We start from the raw sequence: 17290 nt of genomic DNA, 5'->3' as shown, positions 1-17290 counted from the left end.
GCGAGACCCAGTTAGTGGTCCTATCACCAGTTTATCAATGCCTTGGCCTCCGAAGCGCGAAGGCTTGTTCTTGCGCTTCTACCATAGCTCGAAATGTTGCTCCGCATCTCTGGGAACAGCGTGAATAGTTCGTCCCGTGCGCGAGGTGCGAGACAGTCGACACCGAAAGAGCCAGGGTGGAAACTTTCTGTTGCAACACCTTGCGCGAAAATAATCTCATGTTGTTCGAACATTATGTGAATGTAGGTCACTGTCTCACAGTTTTCCCGAACGACATTCTGTCCATCCAACAAATGAAGCGCTGGGATCAGAACTTCATGCTCACCAAAGAGCAATTCTGCTTGGTAACCTTTGAACAGCATTCGGTGTTGGGGCGAAACGACTAGATCACCGCAAGCACCGGGGAAGGTGCTTTGGGAGAAGCGAATAGGTGCAAAGGCACCCGTTGCAGGGACGGTAGTTTTGCCAATCCAACGGATTTTCTGCACCCCGTTGTCCTGAGTCACCACGCGATCGCCAATCTTGAGGTCTTCGATCATGCGAGCGCCATATGGGGTCGCGATTTCGGTTCCAGGAACAAAGCAAATGATGTTTTCGATGTTGCTGAAATTGATCACTGTCCCGTCAAGAAGAGTGACTGTACCCGTCAGGCCACCATTTACGTCGTCCGGATCGGTAATGACCAATGAATCGCGATCATGAAGGCCATTTAGCGCGAGCGTGTCACCATCGGTTTCATCGCCTTCACCGCCAGTAATCGTGATGACGTCAGTATCAACTTCCGCCAAGTCGACAATGTTAAAGAAATCATCGCCGTCGCCACCTGTGACAGTGTCGCCCTGCGCTACATTTATTGTGTCATCGCCAGCGCCACCAGTGATTGAATCGCCATCGGTGCCGCCTGAAATGACATCGTCGCCATCGCCGCCATCCAGCGTATCTTGCCCACTGCCACCGGTTACAACATCTTCGCCATCACCTGCGTCCACGTTAACGCCAATTGTGTCGAGCGCCGCGTTGATTGTGTCATCGTTGTCGGTTGCGGTAATGTTTTCGATGTCGAAAAAGTCGGCTTCATCGCCAGTAACCGCGCCTGTGAGCGTACCTGTTTCATCGCCTGAATAGACAATGTTGACACCTTCGGCAGTGACGCCAGACGCATCCAGTACATCGCCATCCGTTTCGAAATCTGAGCCGCCGTCGATAACGTCGTCGCCGAAATCATCAGTGAGCAAGATAGTATCGTCGCCGAAGCCGCCTTCAACTGTGTCGTCACCAGTTCCGCCATTCAGCGTGTCTTCGCCAAAGCTACCAAGAAGGCTGTCATTGCCGCCACCGCCCTCAAGGGAATCGTTGTCTGCACCGCCGTCTAGCGTATCAGCCCCGGTGCCACCTAGAAGCGTGTCATCCTCGGTGCCACCTTCGATGAAATCATTCCCGGCATCGCCAGATATGCTATCAGCACCTTCTTGGCCGAGCAGGCTATCGTTATCTGCGCCGCCTGAAATCGTATCGCCGTCATCGCCACCAAAGACAGTGTCATCACCAGCGCCTGCATCTACTTCATCCGCGCCTTCGTCAGCAAAGATGGAATCGTCGCCAACTCCTGATGTGACCGTATCGTCGCCAGCGCCGGCTTCGATGATGTCATCGTTTGAGCCATCTTCGGCATCGTTCGCGTCGACCAAATCGCCTTCGGGATCGCCCAGATAGGTGTCGTCAATGACCTCGCCTGCCGCAGTGCCTTCGACAATGTAGTCTGCGAGCGGAATCCCGATTGCCGCAAGAGCTTCTGGGACGGGGAATGCGCTTGGAAGAACGCCAACCAATGTCAAAGTTGCCCCGCCAGGGAACGTCAGGATTGTATCGCCTGTGCCATCACCATTGGTATCGGTAATCGTAACATCACCCGTGTTTACGAGCGCGCCGTTCGCATCAACCATTGTGCTGACGTCAACTTGATCGAAGCCGATCCAAGATCCGTCGCCTGCCAAAGTTGGCGCTGTAAAGCCTGTAACGCTGTCGGCCCCTGATGTATTGGACAGGGTGAGTGTATCGGTGCCAGAGCTAAGCTGGATTGTCTCGATCTCGCTGAACTCAACCGTGCCAACACCGTCAGTAACCGTGCCGCTTTCGCTATCTGCACCAGTCAGATCATAGGTCAGCGCTCCGCCAACGCCGCTCATATCAAGAACGTCGCCTGCTGCGTCATCAACTTCGCCGCCCACGATCGTGTCGTTGCCAAAGTCGTCTTCTAGCGCGAAGCTGTCCGAGCCGTCGCCGCCTTCAAGAACATCATCGCCGATTTGGCCGTTTAGCGTGTCGTCACCGACGCCGCCAACAAGGCTGTCATTTCCAAGGCCGCCAACAAGGCTATCGTCACCTGCTTCACCAAGAAGCGTGTCTTCGCCTTCGCCGCCTTCGATTGTGTCGCTGCCAGTGCCACCTTCCACACTGTCGTCGCCAAGGTTGGCAACAACGCTGTCGTTGCCTGCCCCTGCACGGATATAGTCATCATCTCCGCTCATGCCGACGAGAAGGGCGTCATCGCTGTCGACGAGATCGAAATTCGGATCACCAACATAGGAGCCGTCAATCGTGTCATCACCTGCGGTACCGTCGACATATCCGTCTGGGCCTTCAGGGATGCCCATCGCGATGAGCTGAGCAGGGGATGAAACATCAGCGGCTGGAACGCCAACAAGTGTCAGAGATTCCCCATTGGGGAAGGTCAGAACGGCGTTGCCGCCTACTTCTGTGACTGTAACATTGCCCGTATGAGTTGGGTTGCCGTCAAAATCTTCAAGGCCGCTTACATCAAGCAAGTCATTGCCAGAGAAGGTCCCGCCACCCGTATCAGTCGGCGCGGAGAATCCGATAACGGTATTTGACCCGCCAAAGGTGTCCAGAACGAGCGTGTCCTCGCCGCTTCCTAAAACGATGTTTTCAATGTCAACAAATGTTGCTGTGTTGGTGCCATCGGAGAAGCTACCCGCTTCTGGGTTTACGTTGCTCAGATCCCAAGTGAGGTCATCGGTAACGCCAGAGACGTCCATAGTGTCGCCAAGGGTCTCGTCTTCTTCTTCACCTTCGATGTTGTAATCACCAAAGTTTGCATCAACGACGATGCTGTCATCTCCAAATCCGCCCCAAAGCGTATCATCGCCCGTGCCACCGACCAGAGTGTCGTCGCCAAAACTACCACGCAGGAAGTCGTCGCCGGAGCCGCCTACGATGGAGTCGTCACCAAAATCACCGTTGATTGAGTCGTTTCCAGCACCGCCAATTAGCGTATCGTTGCCGATACCGCCTTCAAGCGTATCATTGCCAGCTTCCCCGAGAATGCTGTCGTCTCCATCGTCGCCAAAGAGCGAGTCGTGATCGTCGCCGCCTTCGATAGTATCTGCACCATCACCACCACGAACTGTGTCAGAGCCCGCGCCACCATCAACGCTATCGTCATCGTCGCCTGCATCGACAGAGTCATCGCCCAGGCCAGACAAAATCGTGTCATCGCCAGCGCCGCCAACAACAGAGTCATCTTGTGAGCCATCTAGCGCATCGCTGTTGTCGATTTGATCGCCTTCAGGATCACCAACATAGCCGCTGTCGATCAAGTTGGCCGTGCCGTCACCTTCAACAATGTAGTTTAGCGGCACAACAGCTGCAGGAATGCCAATTGCTTCCAATTCGGCTGGGGTATCAACCTCAGTTGGGGAAACGCCAACCAGAGTGATGCTCTCGCCGCCCGGGAAGGTCAGTATTGCGTCACCGGTGCCGTCACCATTGGTGTCAGTTACAACAACATCGTCAGTGCTGACAGGAGTTGTTCCACCATCGTTCGTCAATCCAGAGACATCGAGCTGATCAACCGTGGTTCCGTCGCCAGAATCTGTCGTGTTGAAGCCAGAAACAACGTCGTCGCCGCTGCCGTCTGCCAGAATGATCGTGTCTGCGCCCGAGCCAAGCGTAATGTTTTCGATTTCAACGAAGCTCGCAGTGTCTGTACCATCAGAAACAGTGCCAGTTTCAGCGTTTGCATCTGTAAGATCAACGACAAGGTCGTCTGTTACCGCGCTTAAATCCAGCGTATCGCCGGTTGTCGCGTCGTTGGTTTCTCCGCCCTGAATGTCATCTGCGCCAAAACCATCTTCCAAAATGAAAGTATCGTCGCCGCCATCGCCAGTCAGCGTATCAGCGCCCGTTCCACCGAGGATCGTGTCAGTACCAGTTCCACCAGAGACGAAATCATCGCCTTCGCCAGCATCGATGCTGTCATTGTCCGCGCCGCCAGAAAGGGAGTCATCGCCAGTTTCACCGAAAATGGTATCGTCACCAGCACCCGCATCTACAGTATCGTTGTCTGCTCCTGCATGGATCGTGTCGTTGCCAGCACCTGAATTGACGACGTCATTGCCTGCACCTGCTTCAACGCTATCTGCGTTAGAGGCATCGCTATGATCGAGATTGTCGATCCGATCGCCTTCAGGGTCACCTGTGTACGCGGCATCAATCGTGTCATCGCCAGCAGTACCTTCAACGATAAAATCGTTAGGAATCGCGGCTTCTGTGTTAATGGTGGCAAAGCCGATGTCAGTATTGCCAGCGCCATCTAGTACTTTGTAAGTAAAGGTTTCGCTGCCAACATCACCATCACTTTCAATGGTAACTGTACCGTCAGCATTCAACGTGATTTGCTCGCCAGTCGGGAGCGTAATTGTCTGACCGACGACAATGTCTTGCCCGTTAATCTCGGTGATTGTTAGGCCGGTGCCAGTATTGTCGTCATCGTTCGCCAAAAGGTCGACGGAAATCTGTGTGTTGGCTTCCATCGTGACAGTGTCATCGAATGCCAAGGCAATAACTTGAACAGAGTTCGCAGCAATCAGAACATTGGAATCAAATACGCCGTCGCCGCCATCGGCCAAAGCAATTTTGATCGAGTTTGACCCAGATGAATTCACAGGTGCCTTGATGGATAGGACGAGCGTCGTGCCGTCCATCTCTGTGTTGTAGGTATCTGCTGTTGCGTCGTTGTCCAGATATAGGTTGGACGATGTTGTATCATTAATCGTGTCGATTGAGACGAGATCATTCGCCGCTGGTGTGAACGGGACGTACGCGCCGTTGATCCATACGCCAAATGCATCGTTTACACCGCCGTTTACATATTCGAGATATTCCTCAGACGAGAAAGTGAACTGCATCGTGATGAAGTCACCGGTCGTCGTGAAGTCGGCTTCAAGGACCACCGCATCAAAAGTGGTTTGCCCCGTAACCAAGTTCAGATCAGCGTCACCAGCGCCTCCTTGATTGGTTCCAGTGCCTGCTGCGGTGTTCGTGTCAATTGTACCGCTGTCATTGGTAAATTCAGCAGCATCACCGGTAGAAAGAATGATGCCAGTGTCTGCTGGCGCAATGTCACCAAGCGTCGCGATACCGCCAGAATAGGTGGCCGACTGCAACGCAGTGCCTGAAACCGTCGCCGTGCCAGCGGTAATTGTTACGCCGCTGCCAAAAATGGTTTGCATCAGCGTTGTTGCATCAGCGGTGTTATCAATATTCAGTTCCGACGCGATCGGCATAGTAGCATTCCTTAGGTTTAGGAAAGTACCCTTCAATGCTTAGAGTTGAAGCCGAGCCTTGAGCCGTTGGCCAGTTTTCAGTGGTTGCTGAAAAGGGCCGTTAGTCGAAAACCAACAATCAAATCGTACACTACAGGACACATCCCCATCTCAAGATCGAGATAAGTACGAGCTCTTTCTCTCTATGTAGTGTGTAAAAAGTTTGTTCCATTGGGGGCTATATGGGGAACTATTAGCAAAACGCGCCACATTTCGGACAATGTTCGGCTTTTCGGCAGTCTAAGGTTGAAAAATCGCGAAAACCCCGCTCGTCGCGATTAATAGAAGCGTCACGGCACCTAAGAGGTGACGGGAGCGTTTATCTTCTGCCGATGTTAACCATTCACGCCATTGCCTGAGCGCTTCTAGCAGGCCTGGAAAGGCCTTTCCGGTCTTCTGGCGAGCGCGGCCCGCCAGAAGAAAAAGTGTTCTAAACATCAAAAATGCCCAGACTGCAAAGATCACCCCTTGAAGGGTGAGCAGTATGAGCGTGCTCGTTGTCATCCTTGCAGGTCGGCCCACATTTGCAGGTCGCGCTCTGCCGTCCAGATGCGCGGTGTTTCAATGCCGCGCGCTTCATCAAAGGCGCGCGCAACGTTGAAGGGCAGGCAGTGCTCGTAGATCGCATAGTCCGCAAACTTTGGATCGCATTCCGCGCGCACAGCGTCCCATGCTTCCTTGAGGCTGCCACCGCGTGCGGCAACCTTGGCCGCTGGGCGATATGTGCTCTCTACAAAGTCGCGTGTGCTTTCAATTGCGCGGTGAACGGCGTCTTTGCCAATCAATGCGCCGCCGCGGCCCGGTGCAATCGCGTCCACGTCGAAGGAGGCGATGTTGTCCAAGGTATCGCCCCAATCGGCAAAGTGACCATCGCCGCAATAGCACGCGGAATGGTCTTCCACGATGTCGCCTGTGAACATCACGTTCTCATCCGGCACGTGAATGACAATATCGCCTGCCGTGTGCGCGCGGCCGAGGTGCATCAGGTCAACGCGGCGATTGCCGAGGTAGATCGTCATGTCATCGCTGAATGTTGTCGTAGGGTAGGTAAGGCCCGGAATGCTCTCGTGGCCTTCAAACAGACGTGGGAAGCGCTGAAATTCGCTGTCCCAGTCTTCCTGTCCACGCTCAACAACCATCGCGCGGGCGGCGTCGCCCATGATGATTTGATCCGCGCCATAGGCTGAGGCCCCGAGCACGCGCACGGCGTGGTAGTGCGTCAGGACAACGTGGCTGATCGGCTTGTCGGTAACTTCGCGTACCTTCTCGATCACCTTGTTTGCAAGGCGCGGCGTGGCCTGCGCTTCGACGATCATCACGCTCTCATCGCCAATGATGACGCCAGAGTTTGGATCGCCCTCAGCCGTGAAGGCCCATAGGTCTTTGCCCACCTCGTCAAAGGTGATTTTCTTTTCGGTCATGTCGCCTTGTGATGCGAATGCTTTTGCCATGTCTGAAGTCCTTATTTTGCAGGCCAAGTGACGGCGGGGAGAATTTTCCCGACGCAATCGCCAAATCCGATTTTATATCCGTCACCCTTTGCAGCGCCGCGCAGGGTCATTGTATCGCCGTCCTCAAGGAAACCGCGTGTCTCGCCCGTGTCGAGCGTGAAAGGCTCCTTGCCAGCCCAGCTCAGTTCCATGAGCGAGCCGTATTCGCTCTTGTCGGCACCAGAGATCGTGCCGGACCCGAGCAAATCACCCGCCGTCATCGCGCAGCCGCCAATCGCGTGATGGCAAAGCTGCTCTGCCGCGGAGTAGTACATGCGGTTGTAGTTGGTCTTGGCGATAGACGTGGCTTTTGCCGCGCCCTCGGGCTGCATCAGCACTTCAAGTTCGATATCATAGAGCCCGTCTTTGGAGCCGTTGAGGTAAGGCAAGAGCGTGAAATCACGCTCTGGTGTCGGCGCGCGGAAATCCTCTAGTGCAGCGGCTGTGACGATCCACGGGCTGATTGTGGTGCCAAAGGCTTTGCCTTGGAACGGGCCGAGCGGCTGGTATTCCCAGCCCTGAATATCGCGCGCGGACCAGTCGTTGAGCAGCACATAGCCAAAGATCATGTCATCGGCTTCATCCACGGTGATCGGCTGGCCGAGGTCAGTGCTCTTGCCAACGATAGCGCCCATCTCAAGTTCGATATCGAGGCGCTTGCTCGGGCCAAAGCTTGGCATCTCTGCGTCAGGCGCTTTAGTTTGTCCATTCGGGCGATGAATATCCGTGCCTGAGACAACAACAGAGGATGCGCGTCCGTTGTATCCAATCGGGATGTGCAGCCAGTTCGCAGGCAGGCTAGGCGAGCCGCGCAGGATCGCGCCCATGTTCTGCGCGTGCTGACGGCCCGCGTAAAAATCGGTGTATTCCGCAACGAGGCAGGGCATGTGCAACTCGACCCCTTCGCGCGCCACCAGCATGTCTTTAGCGGCGGCTTCATCCTCGGAACCCGCTGCAAGGATCGCGGTTAAACGCGCACGCAGTTTGGCCCAAGTTTCGGAGCCATCTTCCATGACTTCGTTCCAGAACGGCACGTCAAAGAGCGGCTCGTCCGCGACGACCAGCAGGCCTGCTTCTTCAGCGGCGCGGCAATCTAGGATCATATCGCCAATCGCAACGCCGCAGCGTGGGTCTAGGTCGTCAGTAGAGAAAACCCCATAGGGCAGGTTATTAAGGGGAAAGTCAGTCTCGGCTGAGTTAGCCGAAGCCACCCAAGATTTTAACAGCGTCATGTATGGTCCTTTTGGCGGGCGGTGCGTGCGAAGCACGGCACCTTACGGGGTGTCGCAAATGTAGGGTGCGTGATCTCACGCACCCTCCTTGAGCTTGGTTTACTTCTTACCGGGCGTGCCGTCGAATTTCTTTTCGATGTCTTCCCAGCAATCGATGTAATCGTCCTGCAGCGGTGCTTCTTTGGCGGCAAAGGCGGTCAAGTGCTGCGGGAAGCGGGTTTCGAACATGAAGGACATAGTGTTGTCCAGTTTCTCTGGCCCCAGATCTGCGTTTGACGCGCCCTCAAAGGCATTCTTGTCGGGGCCATGAGGGATCATCATATTATGTAGGCTCATTCCACCGGGAATAAACCCCTTCGGTTTTGCATCGTACTGACCGTAAATATTGCCCATCAATTCGGACATGATGTTCTTATGATACCAAGGCGGGCGGAACGTATCCTCGGCCACCATCCAACGTTCGCGGAACAGAACGAAGTCGATATTCGCGGTGCCTGGCTGGCCTGATGGCGCTGTGAGAACAGTAAAGATCGACGGATCAGGGTGGTCAAACAGGATCGAGCCAACAGGGCAATACGTGCGCAGGTCGTATTTGCAAGGCGCATAGTTGCCATGCCACGCCACCACGTCGAGCGGAGAGTGCCCGATCTTCGTTTCATGGAACTGTCCGCACCATTTGATTGTTACGGTTGAAGGCGCATCGCGATCTTCATAGGCTGCAACAGGGGTTTTGAAATCACGGCGGTTTGCCATGCAGTTCGCGCCAATCGGGCCGCGACCCGGTAGTTCAAATTTCTGACCGTAGTTCTCGCAAACAAAGCCGCGCGCAGGTCCTTCGAGCACTTCAACACGGTAGAGCAAGCCTCGTGGAATAATCGCGATCTCTTTTGGTTCAACGTCAATCACGCCAAGCTCGGTGGAAAAGCGCAAACGGCCCTCTTGCGGGACAACCAGCAATTCGGAATCCGCAGAGAAGAAATAGCTATCCACCATCGACTCAGTCACAAGATAGATATGCGTGGCCATGCCCACTTGGGTGTTAACATCACCAGCTGTTGTCATCGTGCGCATGCCTGTCAGCCATGTCAGCGGCTCATCAGTGTGCGCAACAGGATCCCATCGATATTGACCAAGTGAGATCACATCAGGGTCAACGCAGGGTGCAGACTTCCAATAGGGCAAATCGATTTTTTCATATCTATGCGAATGCTTGACCGAAGGGCGGATGCGATAGCACCACGTGCGCTCGTTTTGATGCGATGGCGCGGTAAAGGCAGTGCCGGATAGCTGCTCGCCATAAAGGCCATAGTTGCACTTTTGCGGGCTGTTCATACCTTGCGGTAAAGCACCGGGCAGGGCTTCGGTTTCGAAGTCATTTCCAAAGCCGGGCATATACCCGTCTGTGGTTCCCATTGGTGTTGCAGCGTGGGTCAAGGTGGATGGTGTGACTTGGCGGTTCATAGTGGGCTCCCATGCAGATTGCTTGGCGCTGGGAATATTAGTTGATTTTGTAACTAACAACCACCTAAACAGGGGTATGAGCGAAAAAGATGATTTTGATCTACAACTCTTCCTACCGTATCTGCTGAACCAAGCAGCAGAAGCGTCGAGCCTTGCGTTCACCAAGATCTACAAGGATCGCTATGGAATGCTGCGAACAGAATGGCGGGTTTTGTTTCACCTTGGGATCTATGGCACGTTGACGGCGAAGGAGATCGGCGAGCGGGCGCGCTCGCATAAGACCAAGATTAGTCGGGCCGTAGGAGCCCTGGAAACACGACGCTATATCAAACGCACCCGGCTTGAAACCGATCGCAGAGTTGAGGCCTTGGAGCTGACACCGCTCGGCATGAGTGTTTATCACGACCTACGTGAAGAAGCTTGGCGCTATGATCAAGAAATCGCGAACCAAATGAGCGAACAGGAAAGCGCTGTTCTGAAAAAGCTCTTGCTACGTCTGAGCAATGGATAGCGCGTCGCCAGAAGACGTTGAATTGCTCTGCCACCATACTAAGGCCTGCGCTTCAGTCTCGATAACAAAGCGCTCTTTGCCGTCCAGATAAGCATCCCAACCTGCTTGCTCGTTTTTCGTCAAAGCTGCTTTCAGTGCGCAGTATTTGGTCGCGATTTCTGGGGTCGCTCGCAAATAGTCCCGAAATGCAATGTGGCGAACAACGTGTGGGGATTCCGATAGGAAGACATGCAGGTGATGTGTTCGCAGACCTTCAGCCGTGATTTTGCGGAAAAAACGTCGATTGGGAATGCCCAGCTCACCCATCACTTCGTAGCCGAGTCGCTCCAAATTTGCATTGTATCTGTCCAGACCAGCAAGATCAGAGGCGACTCCCATGATATCTATGATCGGCTTGGCGAGGACGCCGGGCACTGCAGTGCTGCCAATATGGTGTAGCTCTATAGAAAGCCCAGTGAGCGCGCGCCTAATGTCTTCGGCTTCGGTGCGATAGTCAGCGGCCCAATTCGGATCATGGGGGACTACAAAATCCATCGTCTCAGAGGTTTTATTTCGCGTTTCTAAAAATCAACAGTGACACCCGGAAGGTTCAACGCTTTCATCAGATCGCGCAATTCCTGACGCGCGGCGACGTTTGAAATGTTCATTTGCTTTACGCCAACGTCTTTGAGGTCCAATAGGGTCAAACCGCGCGGGAACAGTTCGCGAAAGATAACGCGTTCGTTAAAGCCGGGGGAGACCCGAAAGCCGATGCGCTTGGCAAGCTGCTCAATCGCAGCTTCCATTTTTTGCTTGTTCACCATGTTTTGCGCGCCCATGCGATTACGCAAAACGATCCAATCAATCGGAGGCAATTTCGCTTGAGAGCGCAGTTGACGCGCGTTCCAGACCATTTCCGAATAAACCGACGGCCCTTTGATTTTGACACCATCGGTGTCGGTATGCGCCAGTAGATCGAAATCCACGAAACTGTCATTGAGCGGCGTCACCAAAGTGTCAGCAAGCGAATGGGCAACTTGACTAAGGCGCGTGTGCGATCCGGGGCAGTCAATCACAATGAAATCGCAATCAGGCTCTAGCGTCGCAACCGCAGCGGAAAGGCGATGATCATAGACATTTTCACCGGGGCGTAGGTTATTTTTGTCAATCTCGGGCAGTTCGCGGTAATCAGGGCAAGGCAGATCAATGCCTTGGTCCTTAAGGAACGCAATACGGTTGGCTACATAACGCCCGAATGTCTTTTGGCGCAGGTCCAGATCAAGCACGCCGACCTTATGGCCCATTCGCGCAAGTGCCGTCGCCACATGCATCGAAACCGTAGACTTTCCAGCCCCGCCTTTTTCATTTCCGACAACAATTATATGCGCCATGCTTTGGCCCCCTGCGGCTCGTTCTTGACGAAGGAATTAGAGCAAGCGTAGCGCAAGGGGAAGGGGCCTTTGCACGGCTTTTTCAAAGCGCAGTATTAGGGTCACTTAAGCCCGTAAGGGGTTTCGAAGAACTTCATGGAACATTCCATCTTTGCCTTCTGCGACCAACGACAAATGCGAGAGCGCAACCGACCCCGTCAGAGCGGGCGCGAAAAAGCGCTCTGCTTGGCGATGAACATTGCCAATTTCAGAGGTCTTTAGATTGCCCGTCAATGTCGCGTGAAACTGGAAATCTTCCATCACACGCGCATATCCCCAACGCTCAAGGTTCTCGCGTTGCCGCTCTGTCATGCGGGAATTGGAACGGCGCTGTAAATCGTGCGCACTTAACGGTGCGCGAAAGCGATCAAGTTGCGTGATCACATCGCGAGCAAGCGCGTTTATCTGCGTGGTTCGCCCCCTTGGGGTGAGCGCCAAAAAACGACCAAGTTGGCTCAATTCAAGCCCATCGTAACGCGCTGGTGCCAACGCCTCGCAAATTTCAACAAATGCGGCTTCGATGTCGGCTTGGAGAATCCCATCTGCGGGATGAAAGGGGGCCATTATCGTAGCATGAAACCCGTATTTTCGTGGGCGTTGCGTGACCCTGTCCAGATCTAAGTCATCCAGCGCGGGATGCTCCGCTTTGCGGCCAGATGCGATATCCCAGCCAAGCCAAGCGGCGCCTTGCGTTGCCAATGGAACATCGAAGGAGTGATAGACAGCATATCGTTCAAACATTGCTAGGCTTTCGGGTTGCAAGAAAAACTCCAAACGAAGCGCAGGCAAGGCCGAGCCATGCAAGCGGTGGCATCACTTCTTCTAGTGCGATCCAAGCTGCAAGCGCCGCAAGCGGCGGTACCATAAAGAAAAGAGCCGATACGCGGCTCACATCCCCCGCGCGGATCATCGCAAGGAGCAAGCCAACTGCGATCAAAGAATTACCTATCACCAAATAGGCAAGCGCGCCAATAAAGGGGCCACTCCATTCGATGTGAAAATCGTCTTGAAAGGCCAACGCAGGCAATATTCCAATGAACCCGGCAGTATAACCCACCAGATTTGCGGTTACTGGATGATGATCTAGCCCAAAGCGTTTTTCCCACAGCGAGCCGCTTGTTATGCCTAGCAGGCCAATTGCAGCAAATGTTAGCCCGATCAACGTTGGCGGCTCTATTGTCGAGCGAGAACCAATCACAAGAAGCGTTCCGAACAAGCCAAGCGCCAAACCGATCCAGCTCCGACGGCCGATAATTTCGCTTGTCCAAAGCGGCGCGATCAAGGCCACGAGAATGGGCTGAAACGACATGAGTAATGCTAACGTTCCCGCACCGATGCCAGAGTTGAAAGCATAGTAACACATGCCAAAATACACGGCTTGGATGAGAAATCCGACAAGCGCTAAATGTCCCCAGTCCGAGCGTGTTTTTGGCAGAGGCGGTCGAATAAAGAGGAAAAGAAGCGCCATTATGATGACCACGCAGCCAAACCGCAGTGCCAGTAATGTCATCGGGGCGGTATACTGCAAGCCTATCTTGGCAAAGGAATAGCCCAGCGACCACAAAACCAAAAACATGAACGGTGCGAGCCTGAGCCAGAGGGGGCGATTGGTCATGTGTATGCGCCTCAACGAAAGCGGTCCCTAACTCCTGCGCTTGTTGCTGGGTTATGTCCAGTGCCCGCGAAACATCGCACTGCTTTAGCGTGTGTTATTGACACCGATTCCTTGCACACCTACTCATGTCTGGATGAAAATACCTCTATTATTGTTAGTGATTTCAACACTTATTTGTGCAGTTGGATTTGTTATTCCTGCTTGGTCGGATTTGTTACTGTTAGGTGCGCCCTGTGTGCTTGCCAGCCTTTGGTTGCTGTGGCGTGGTTGGGGGCGACGCAGCGCTCCACGATCCGCCAAAACGCGAAACAAACGCGCGGCAAAGTCACCTCGCGCACGCTCCAGGACAGGCACAGGCGCGCAAAACTGGATCGTTGTGGATGGCTCTAACGTGATGCATTGGCGCGGCGAGCCGAATATTAGACCTGTCAAAGATGTGATTAAGAACCTTGAAAGGCGCGGATTTACCGTTGGTGTCATGTTTGACGCAAATGCAGGATATAAACTGATTGATCGACACCAGAATGACGATGCGTTCAGCCGCCTTTTAGGTCTGCCTGAAGAGCGAATTATGGTTGTTCCTAGCGGCACACCCGCCGATCCCTACATTCTGACAGCCGCGCGTGACATGGGTGCGCAGATCGTAACAAATGATCGCTTTCGCGATTGGGCGGATACCTATCCAGAGGTGCGCGCACCAGGGTTCCTGATAACGGGAAACTATCGAAATAAACGCCTTCATCTGTCAATTGATTAACCGTCTCTGAGCTGCGCGGAAACAAAAAAACGCCGCTCCAAAAGGAACGGCGTTTCTGCAAAACAAAAAGTAGCTAAGCTTAGAAGCCCAGACCTTCGTATTTCTTCTTGAACTTGGATACACGGCCACCGGCATCCATCAGGCGCGTGCCGCCACCTGTCCACGCAGGGTGCGCAGATGGGTCGATGTCGAGCGCGAGCTGGTCGCCCTCTTTACCGTATGTGGATTTCATCTGGTGGATGGTGCCATCGGTCATTTTCACATTGATGATGTGATAATCTGGGTGAATATCGTTTTTCATGTGAAAGCTCCTTAGGCTTTAAGTGGCTTGTAGTTCGTATCTTCAGCGATACGAGCAGACTTACCGCGACGTGTGCGCAGGTAGTACAGCTTGGCGCGGCGAACACGGCCACGACGGACAACTGTGATGCTGTCTACGTTCGTGGAGTGCAATGGGAACACACGTTCCACGCCTTCACCGAATGAGATCTTGCGAACTGTGAAAGAACCCGCAATGCCTTTGCCGTTTTTACGGCCAATGCAAACGCCTTCGTAGTTCTGAACACGAGAGCGCGTGCCCTCGGTTACTTTATAGCCAACACGAATTGTGTCTCCGGCTTTGAAATCAGGAATGTCATTCCCGAGTGCGGCGACCTGTTCGGCCTCCAATTGTGCGATAAGATCCATGTCTCATCTCCTATGATATGCTCGCGGTTGATCCGCAAAGGTTTATGCGTCCTCAGAGCTCTTGGTCTTCAATCGGGTCCCTGCCGCGCAATGCGCACCAAGCCCGCCAGAGGTCAGGTCGACGTTCTTTTGTTAGCCTTTCGGCCATAGCCTGCCGCCAGTCGGAGATTTTCGCGTGATGACCAGAGAGAAGCACCTCTGGGATCTTGCGACCCTTCCATTCGGCAGGTTTCGTATACTGAGGATGCTCTAGTAACCCATGCGAGAACGATTCGTCCTGCGTGGAATCATAGTTCCCAAGCACGCGCGGTATAAGCCGCACTGTTGCATCAATCAAGGCCTGCGCTGCAATCTCGCCGCCTGTGAGGATAAAGTCACCAAGGGAGACCTCTTCGATGCCGTATTCTTCGATCACGCGCTCGTCCACGCCCTCGAAACGCCCGCACAGCAAGGTGATCCCGTCGCATTGCGCAAAGCGCCGCGCCATCGCCTGATCCATCGGTTTGCCGCGCGGCGAAAGGTAGACGCGGGGCCAATTCCCACGCTCGGATTCCGCCGCCTTGTCGAGAGCTTTGCCAAGCACATCCGCGCGCAAAACCATCCCCGCGCCGCCACCTGCGGGCGTGTCATCCACGTTCTTGTGTTTGGTCTCACCAAAGGGGCGCAGATCAATGGTTTCAAGCTGCCACAAACCTTCATGCAGGGCTTTACCCGTCAGCGACGCGCCAAGAACGCCCGGAAAGCTCTCTGGAAACAGGGTAATAATCTGTGCACGCCAAACACCCGCCAATTCAGGCGTCGGCGTCATCAATTCGCGCGGCTTGAACGTCGGGCGGATCGCCTTGCGACCATAAGAGCGGGGTTTGTCGGTCACTCAAACAATCCTTCTGGAGGATCGGTTACGATACGTTTAGCTTTAAGATCAACCGTCGGGACGGCGGCAAGCGTGAAGGGCAGCAAAACAGCGGTTTTTATGTTTGGGCCAATCACCTCAAGTAGATCACCTGCGCCGTGGTTCTGGACTGTCTTCACCGTGCCAAGAACCGTGCCGCCCGTATCGACAACCTCAAGCCCCTCAAGGTCTGCATGATAGAATTCATCGTCGGGCAAAGCCGGCAGTTGATCGCGGCGCGCATAGAGCTTTTCACCGCTCAGCGCATCCGCTTCTTCTTTGCTTGTAATGCCAGACAGGCGCACAGAATAACCGTTTTTCAACGGGCCGAGCAAAGTCATGCTAAAACTACGCCCGTTCTCAAGCGTGAGCGGGTTGTAGTTGGCAATGTCAGAAGGCTCGGCGCAAAAGCTCTTGAGCCGCACATCGCCGCGCACCCCGAAAGAGCCGCCTAACGAGCCCACGCAAATCAGATCGTCGCTCATTCTGAAACTCCTCGGCAGACGCCGCTTTTAATAGTTCCGCCAGCTTCCAGACATTTGTCCAGCGCTGCATTGCGTTCCGAAAAAACGCCTAGGATAAAGGCAACGCCAAATAAGATCGGCAAACGGATCAACTTAAACATCATCGTTCCTCAATCTTTAAGTGAGGCGTACGGGTTTCCCAACCCGCTTTTGCAAGTTCGGGCGTCTCTGTGTCTTGCTCGGGCCAACCGACGCAAAGATAGGCCACAAGGTTCCAGCCCTCAGGGCAATCCAGGTCAGCGGTCAGGCGCTTGGCATCAAGGATAGATACCCAGCCAACGCCAAGGCCTTCCGCGCGCGCAGAAAGCCAGAATTGCATGATCGCGGCGACCACCGAATAGCGGCGCATTTCGGGCATGGTGCCAGCGCCAAGGCCTTTGCCTTGCGTGGTTTCATCGTCGCAAAAGATCGCGAGCTGCACAGGCGCATCGCGCATGCCAGAGAGCTTGAGACTGGAATAAATCTTCGCAGTCTCGCCAGAATATCCAGCAAGCGCCTCTTCATTCGCACTCTCGAAATTGGTTAGGGCGGCGGATCGGGCGTCCTTTGAGGACACGCGCACAACGCGCCAAGGTTCGCTGAGACCCACAGAGGGGGCCAAAGGAATGACCTGCAAGCAACGGGCCAGCGTGGCCTCGTCAACAGGGGTGGTTTGGAAGCGGCGCACATCGCGCCGCCACCGAAAGAGCGCGTTGAGCTGATCCCGAAACTCGGTATCGAAATCGGGACCAGTCATTGCGGTTCTTACTCTTCTGCCGCTGCTTCTTCAGCAGGTGCTGCCGCTGCTTCTGCAGCTTCAGCCGCTTTTGCAGCTTTCTCTTCAGCGCGCTCAGTTGCTTTTTTGCCTGGCGTACCCTTCTTAGGGTTGGAGCGTTCTTTCTTCTCTGCAAGACCAGCCGCTTCGAGCATACGAGACACACGGTCCGTTGTCTGTGCGCCTTCACCGAGCCAGTACTGGATGCGCTCAACGTTCATTTTCACACGCTCTTCGCTGTCTTTTGGAAGCAGTGGGTTATATGTGCCGAGCTTTTCGATGTAGCGACCATCGCGTGGCATGCGGCTGTCTGCTGCAACGATGCGATAGAAAG

At 54.2% G+C, this 17290-nt stretch carries 16 protein-coding genes; 2 read left to right on the top strand and 14 right to left on the bottom strand.

Annotated elements, in window-relative coordinates:
- Positions 1-23: 23 nt before the first annotated feature.
- The 4 genes from ACRBCU_RS04770 to hmgA form a co-directional block, all read right to left on the bottom strand.
- Positions 24-5585 (bottom strand): Hint domain-containing protein, encoded by a 5562-nt coding sequence (locus tag ACRBCU_RS04770; RefSeq protein ID WP_431364229.1) that lies wholly within the window; start codon positions 5583-5585, stop codon positions 24-26.
- A gap of 539 nt (positions 5586-6124) precedes the next feature.
- Positions 6125-7075, bottom strand: a complete 951-nt coding sequence (locus ACRBCU_RS04765; RefSeq protein WP_431364228.1) for an MBL fold metallo-hydrolase — start codon at positions 7073-7075, stop codon at positions 6125-6127.
- A gap of 11 nt (positions 7076-7086) precedes the next feature.
- Positions 7087-8346, bottom strand: a complete 1260-nt coding sequence (gene fahA, locus ACRBCU_RS04760; RefSeq protein WP_431364227.1) for a fumarylacetoacetase — start codon at positions 8344-8346, stop codon at positions 7087-7089.
- A gap of 99 nt (positions 8347-8445) precedes the next feature.
- Positions 8446-9807, bottom strand: a complete 1362-nt coding sequence (gene hmgA, locus ACRBCU_RS04755; protein WP_431364226.1) for a homogentisate 1,2-dioxygenase — start codon at positions 9805-9807, stop codon at positions 8446-8448.
- A 76-nt stretch (positions 9808-9883) separates the two neighbouring features.
- Here hmgA and ACRBCU_RS04750 point away from each other — a divergent pair, with 76 nt between their 5' ends.
- A complete protein-coding gene (locus ACRBCU_RS04750) occupies positions 9884-10318 on the top strand; it encodes a MarR family winged helix-turn-helix transcriptional regulator (RefSeq protein ID WP_431364225.1) in 435 nt (144 codons plus the stop codon).
- On the opposite strand, the gene ACRBCU_RS04745 is transcribed toward ACRBCU_RS04750, so the two are convergent.
- The 4 genes from ACRBCU_RS04745 to ACRBCU_RS04730 form a co-directional block, all read right to left on the bottom strand.
- A complete protein-coding gene (locus ACRBCU_RS04745) occupies positions 10298-10852 on the bottom strand; it encodes a GrpB family protein (protein WP_431364224.1) in 555 nt (184 codons plus the stop codon). The two genes, ACRBCU_RS04750 and ACRBCU_RS04745, sit on opposite strands and share 21 nt — an antisense overlap.
- A gap of 26 nt (positions 10853-10878) precedes the next feature.
- Positions 10879-11688, bottom strand: coding sequence for a division plane positioning ATPase MipZ (locus tag ACRBCU_RS04740; protein WP_431364223.1), 810 nt, complete (start codon positions 11686-11688; stop codon positions 10879-10881).
- A gap of 105 nt (positions 11689-11793) precedes the next feature.
- Positions 11794-12468: a DUF1045 domain-containing protein gene (locus ACRBCU_RS04735; RefSeq protein WP_431364222.1), complete on the bottom strand. Its 675-nt coding sequence runs from the start codon at positions 12466-12468 to the stop codon at positions 11794-11796.
- Positions 12461-13342, bottom strand: coding sequence for a DMT family transporter (locus tag ACRBCU_RS04730; protein ID WP_431364221.1), 882 nt, complete (start codon positions 13340-13342; stop codon positions 12461-12463). Before ACRBCU_RS04730 ends, ACRBCU_RS04735 begins: the two co-directional genes overlap by 8 nt.
- Positions 13343-13577: 235 nt before the next feature.
- Here ACRBCU_RS04730 and ACRBCU_RS04725 point away from each other — a divergent pair, with 235 nt between their 5' ends.
- The gene (locus ACRBCU_RS04725) at positions 13578-14099 is read left to right on the top strand and encodes an NYN domain-containing protein (protein ID WP_431364220.1); all 522 of its coding nucleotides are present in this window, start codon (positions 13578-13580) and stop codon (positions 14097-14099) included.
- 79 nt (positions 14100-14178) lie between these two features.
- Here ACRBCU_RS04725 and rpmE read toward each other — a convergent pair whose 3' ends face one another.
- The 6 genes from rpmE to rpsP form a co-directional block, all read right to left on the bottom strand.
- Positions 14179-14400: a 50S ribosomal protein L31 gene (gene rpmE / locus ACRBCU_RS04720; protein ID WP_009830561.1), complete on the bottom strand. Its 222-nt coding sequence runs from the start codon at positions 14398-14400 to the stop codon at positions 14179-14181.
- A gap of 11 nt (positions 14401-14411) precedes the next feature.
- Entirely contained in the window at positions 14412-14786 is a 375-nt protein-coding gene (rplS, locus tag ACRBCU_RS04715) for a 50S ribosomal protein L19 (protein ID WP_431364219.1), read from the bottom strand.
- Between the two features lie 52 nt (positions 14787-14838).
- A complete protein-coding gene (gene trmD / locus ACRBCU_RS04710) occupies positions 14839-15660 on the bottom strand; it encodes a tRNA (guanosine(37)-N1)-methyltransferase TrmD (RefSeq protein ID WP_431364218.1) in 822 nt (273 codons plus the stop codon).
- Positions 15657-16163, bottom strand: coding sequence for a ribosome maturation factor RimM (gene rimM, locus ACRBCU_RS04705; protein ID WP_431364217.1), 507 nt, complete (start codon positions 16161-16163; stop codon positions 15657-15659). The genes trmD and rimM overlap by 4 nt, the downstream gene beginning before the upstream one ends.
- Before the next feature lie 139 nt (positions 16164-16302).
- Positions 16303-16938 (bottom strand): 5,6-dimethylbenzimidazole synthase, encoded by a 636-nt coding sequence (gene bluB / locus ACRBCU_RS04700; protein WP_431364216.1) that lies wholly within the window; start codon positions 16936-16938, stop codon positions 16303-16305.
- 8 nt (positions 16939-16946) lie between these two features.
- On the bottom strand, positions 16947-17290 hold a 344-nt coding region (gene rpsP, locus ACRBCU_RS04695; protein ID WP_431364215.1), incomplete at its 5' end, for a 30S ribosomal protein S16.

Origin of the sequence: Planktotalea sp. (genome assembly GCF_050633725.1) — a bacterium.
Taxonomy (GTDB): domain Bacteria; phylum Pseudomonadota; class Alphaproteobacteria; order Rhodobacterales; family Rhodobacteraceae; genus Planktotalea.
This window is presented reverse-complemented; position numbering and strand designations above follow the sequence as displayed.

What these genes read in the sequence shown, in the direction of transcription:
- ACRBCU_RS04735 (WP_431364222.1), bottom strand. Translation starts at nt 12,468, where the DNA reads ATGTTTGAACGATATGCTGTCTATCACTCCTTCGATGTTCCATTGGCA.
- hmgA (WP_431364226.1), bottom strand. Translation starts at nt 9,807, where the DNA reads ATGAACCGCCAAGTCACACCATCCACCTTGACCCACGCTGCAACACCA.
- ACRBCU_RS04740 (WP_431364223.1), bottom strand. Translation starts at nt 11,688, where the DNA reads ATGGCGCATATAATTGTTGTCGGAAATGAAAAAGGCGGGGCTGGAAAG.
- ACRBCU_RS04730 (WP_431364221.1), bottom strand. Translation starts at nt 13,342, where the DNA reads ATGACCAATCGCCCCCTCTGGCTCAGGCTCGCACCGTTCATGTTTTTG.
- bluB (WP_431364216.1), bottom strand. Translation starts at nt 16,938, where the DNA reads ATGACTGGTCCCGATTTCGATACCGAGTTTCGGGATCAGCTCAACGCG.
- rimM (WP_431364217.1), bottom strand. Translation starts at nt 16,163, where the DNA reads ATGAGCGACGATCTGATTTGCGTGGGCTCGTTAGGCGGCTCTTTCGGG.
- rpmE (WP_009830561.1), bottom strand. Translation starts at nt 14,400, where the DNA reads ATGAAAAACGATATTCACCCAGATTATCACATCATCAATGTGAAAATG.
- ACRBCU_RS04765 (WP_431364228.1), bottom strand. Translation starts at nt 7,075, where the DNA reads ATGGCAAAAGCATTCGCATCACAAGGCGACATGACCGAAAAGAAAATC.
- ACRBCU_RS04770 (WP_431364229.1), bottom strand. Translation starts at nt 5,585, where the DNA reads ATGCCGATCGCGTCGGAACTGAATATTGATAACACCGCTGATGCAACA.
- ACRBCU_RS04745 (WP_431364224.1), bottom strand. Translation starts at nt 10,852, where the DNA reads ATGGATTTTGTAGTCCCCCATGATCCGAATTGGGCCGCTGACTATCGC.
- ACRBCU_RS04750 (WP_431364225.1), top strand. Translation starts at nt 9,884, where the DNA reads ATGAGCGAAAAAGATGATTTTGATCTACAACTCTTCCTACCGTATCTG.
- rplS (WP_431364219.1), bottom strand. Translation starts at nt 14,786, where the DNA reads ATGGATCTTATCGCACAATTGGAGGCCGAACAGGTCGCCGCACTCGGG.
- fahA (WP_431364227.1), bottom strand. Translation starts at nt 8,346, where the DNA reads ATGACGCTGTTAAAATCTTGGGTGGCTTCGGCTAACTCAGCCGAGACT.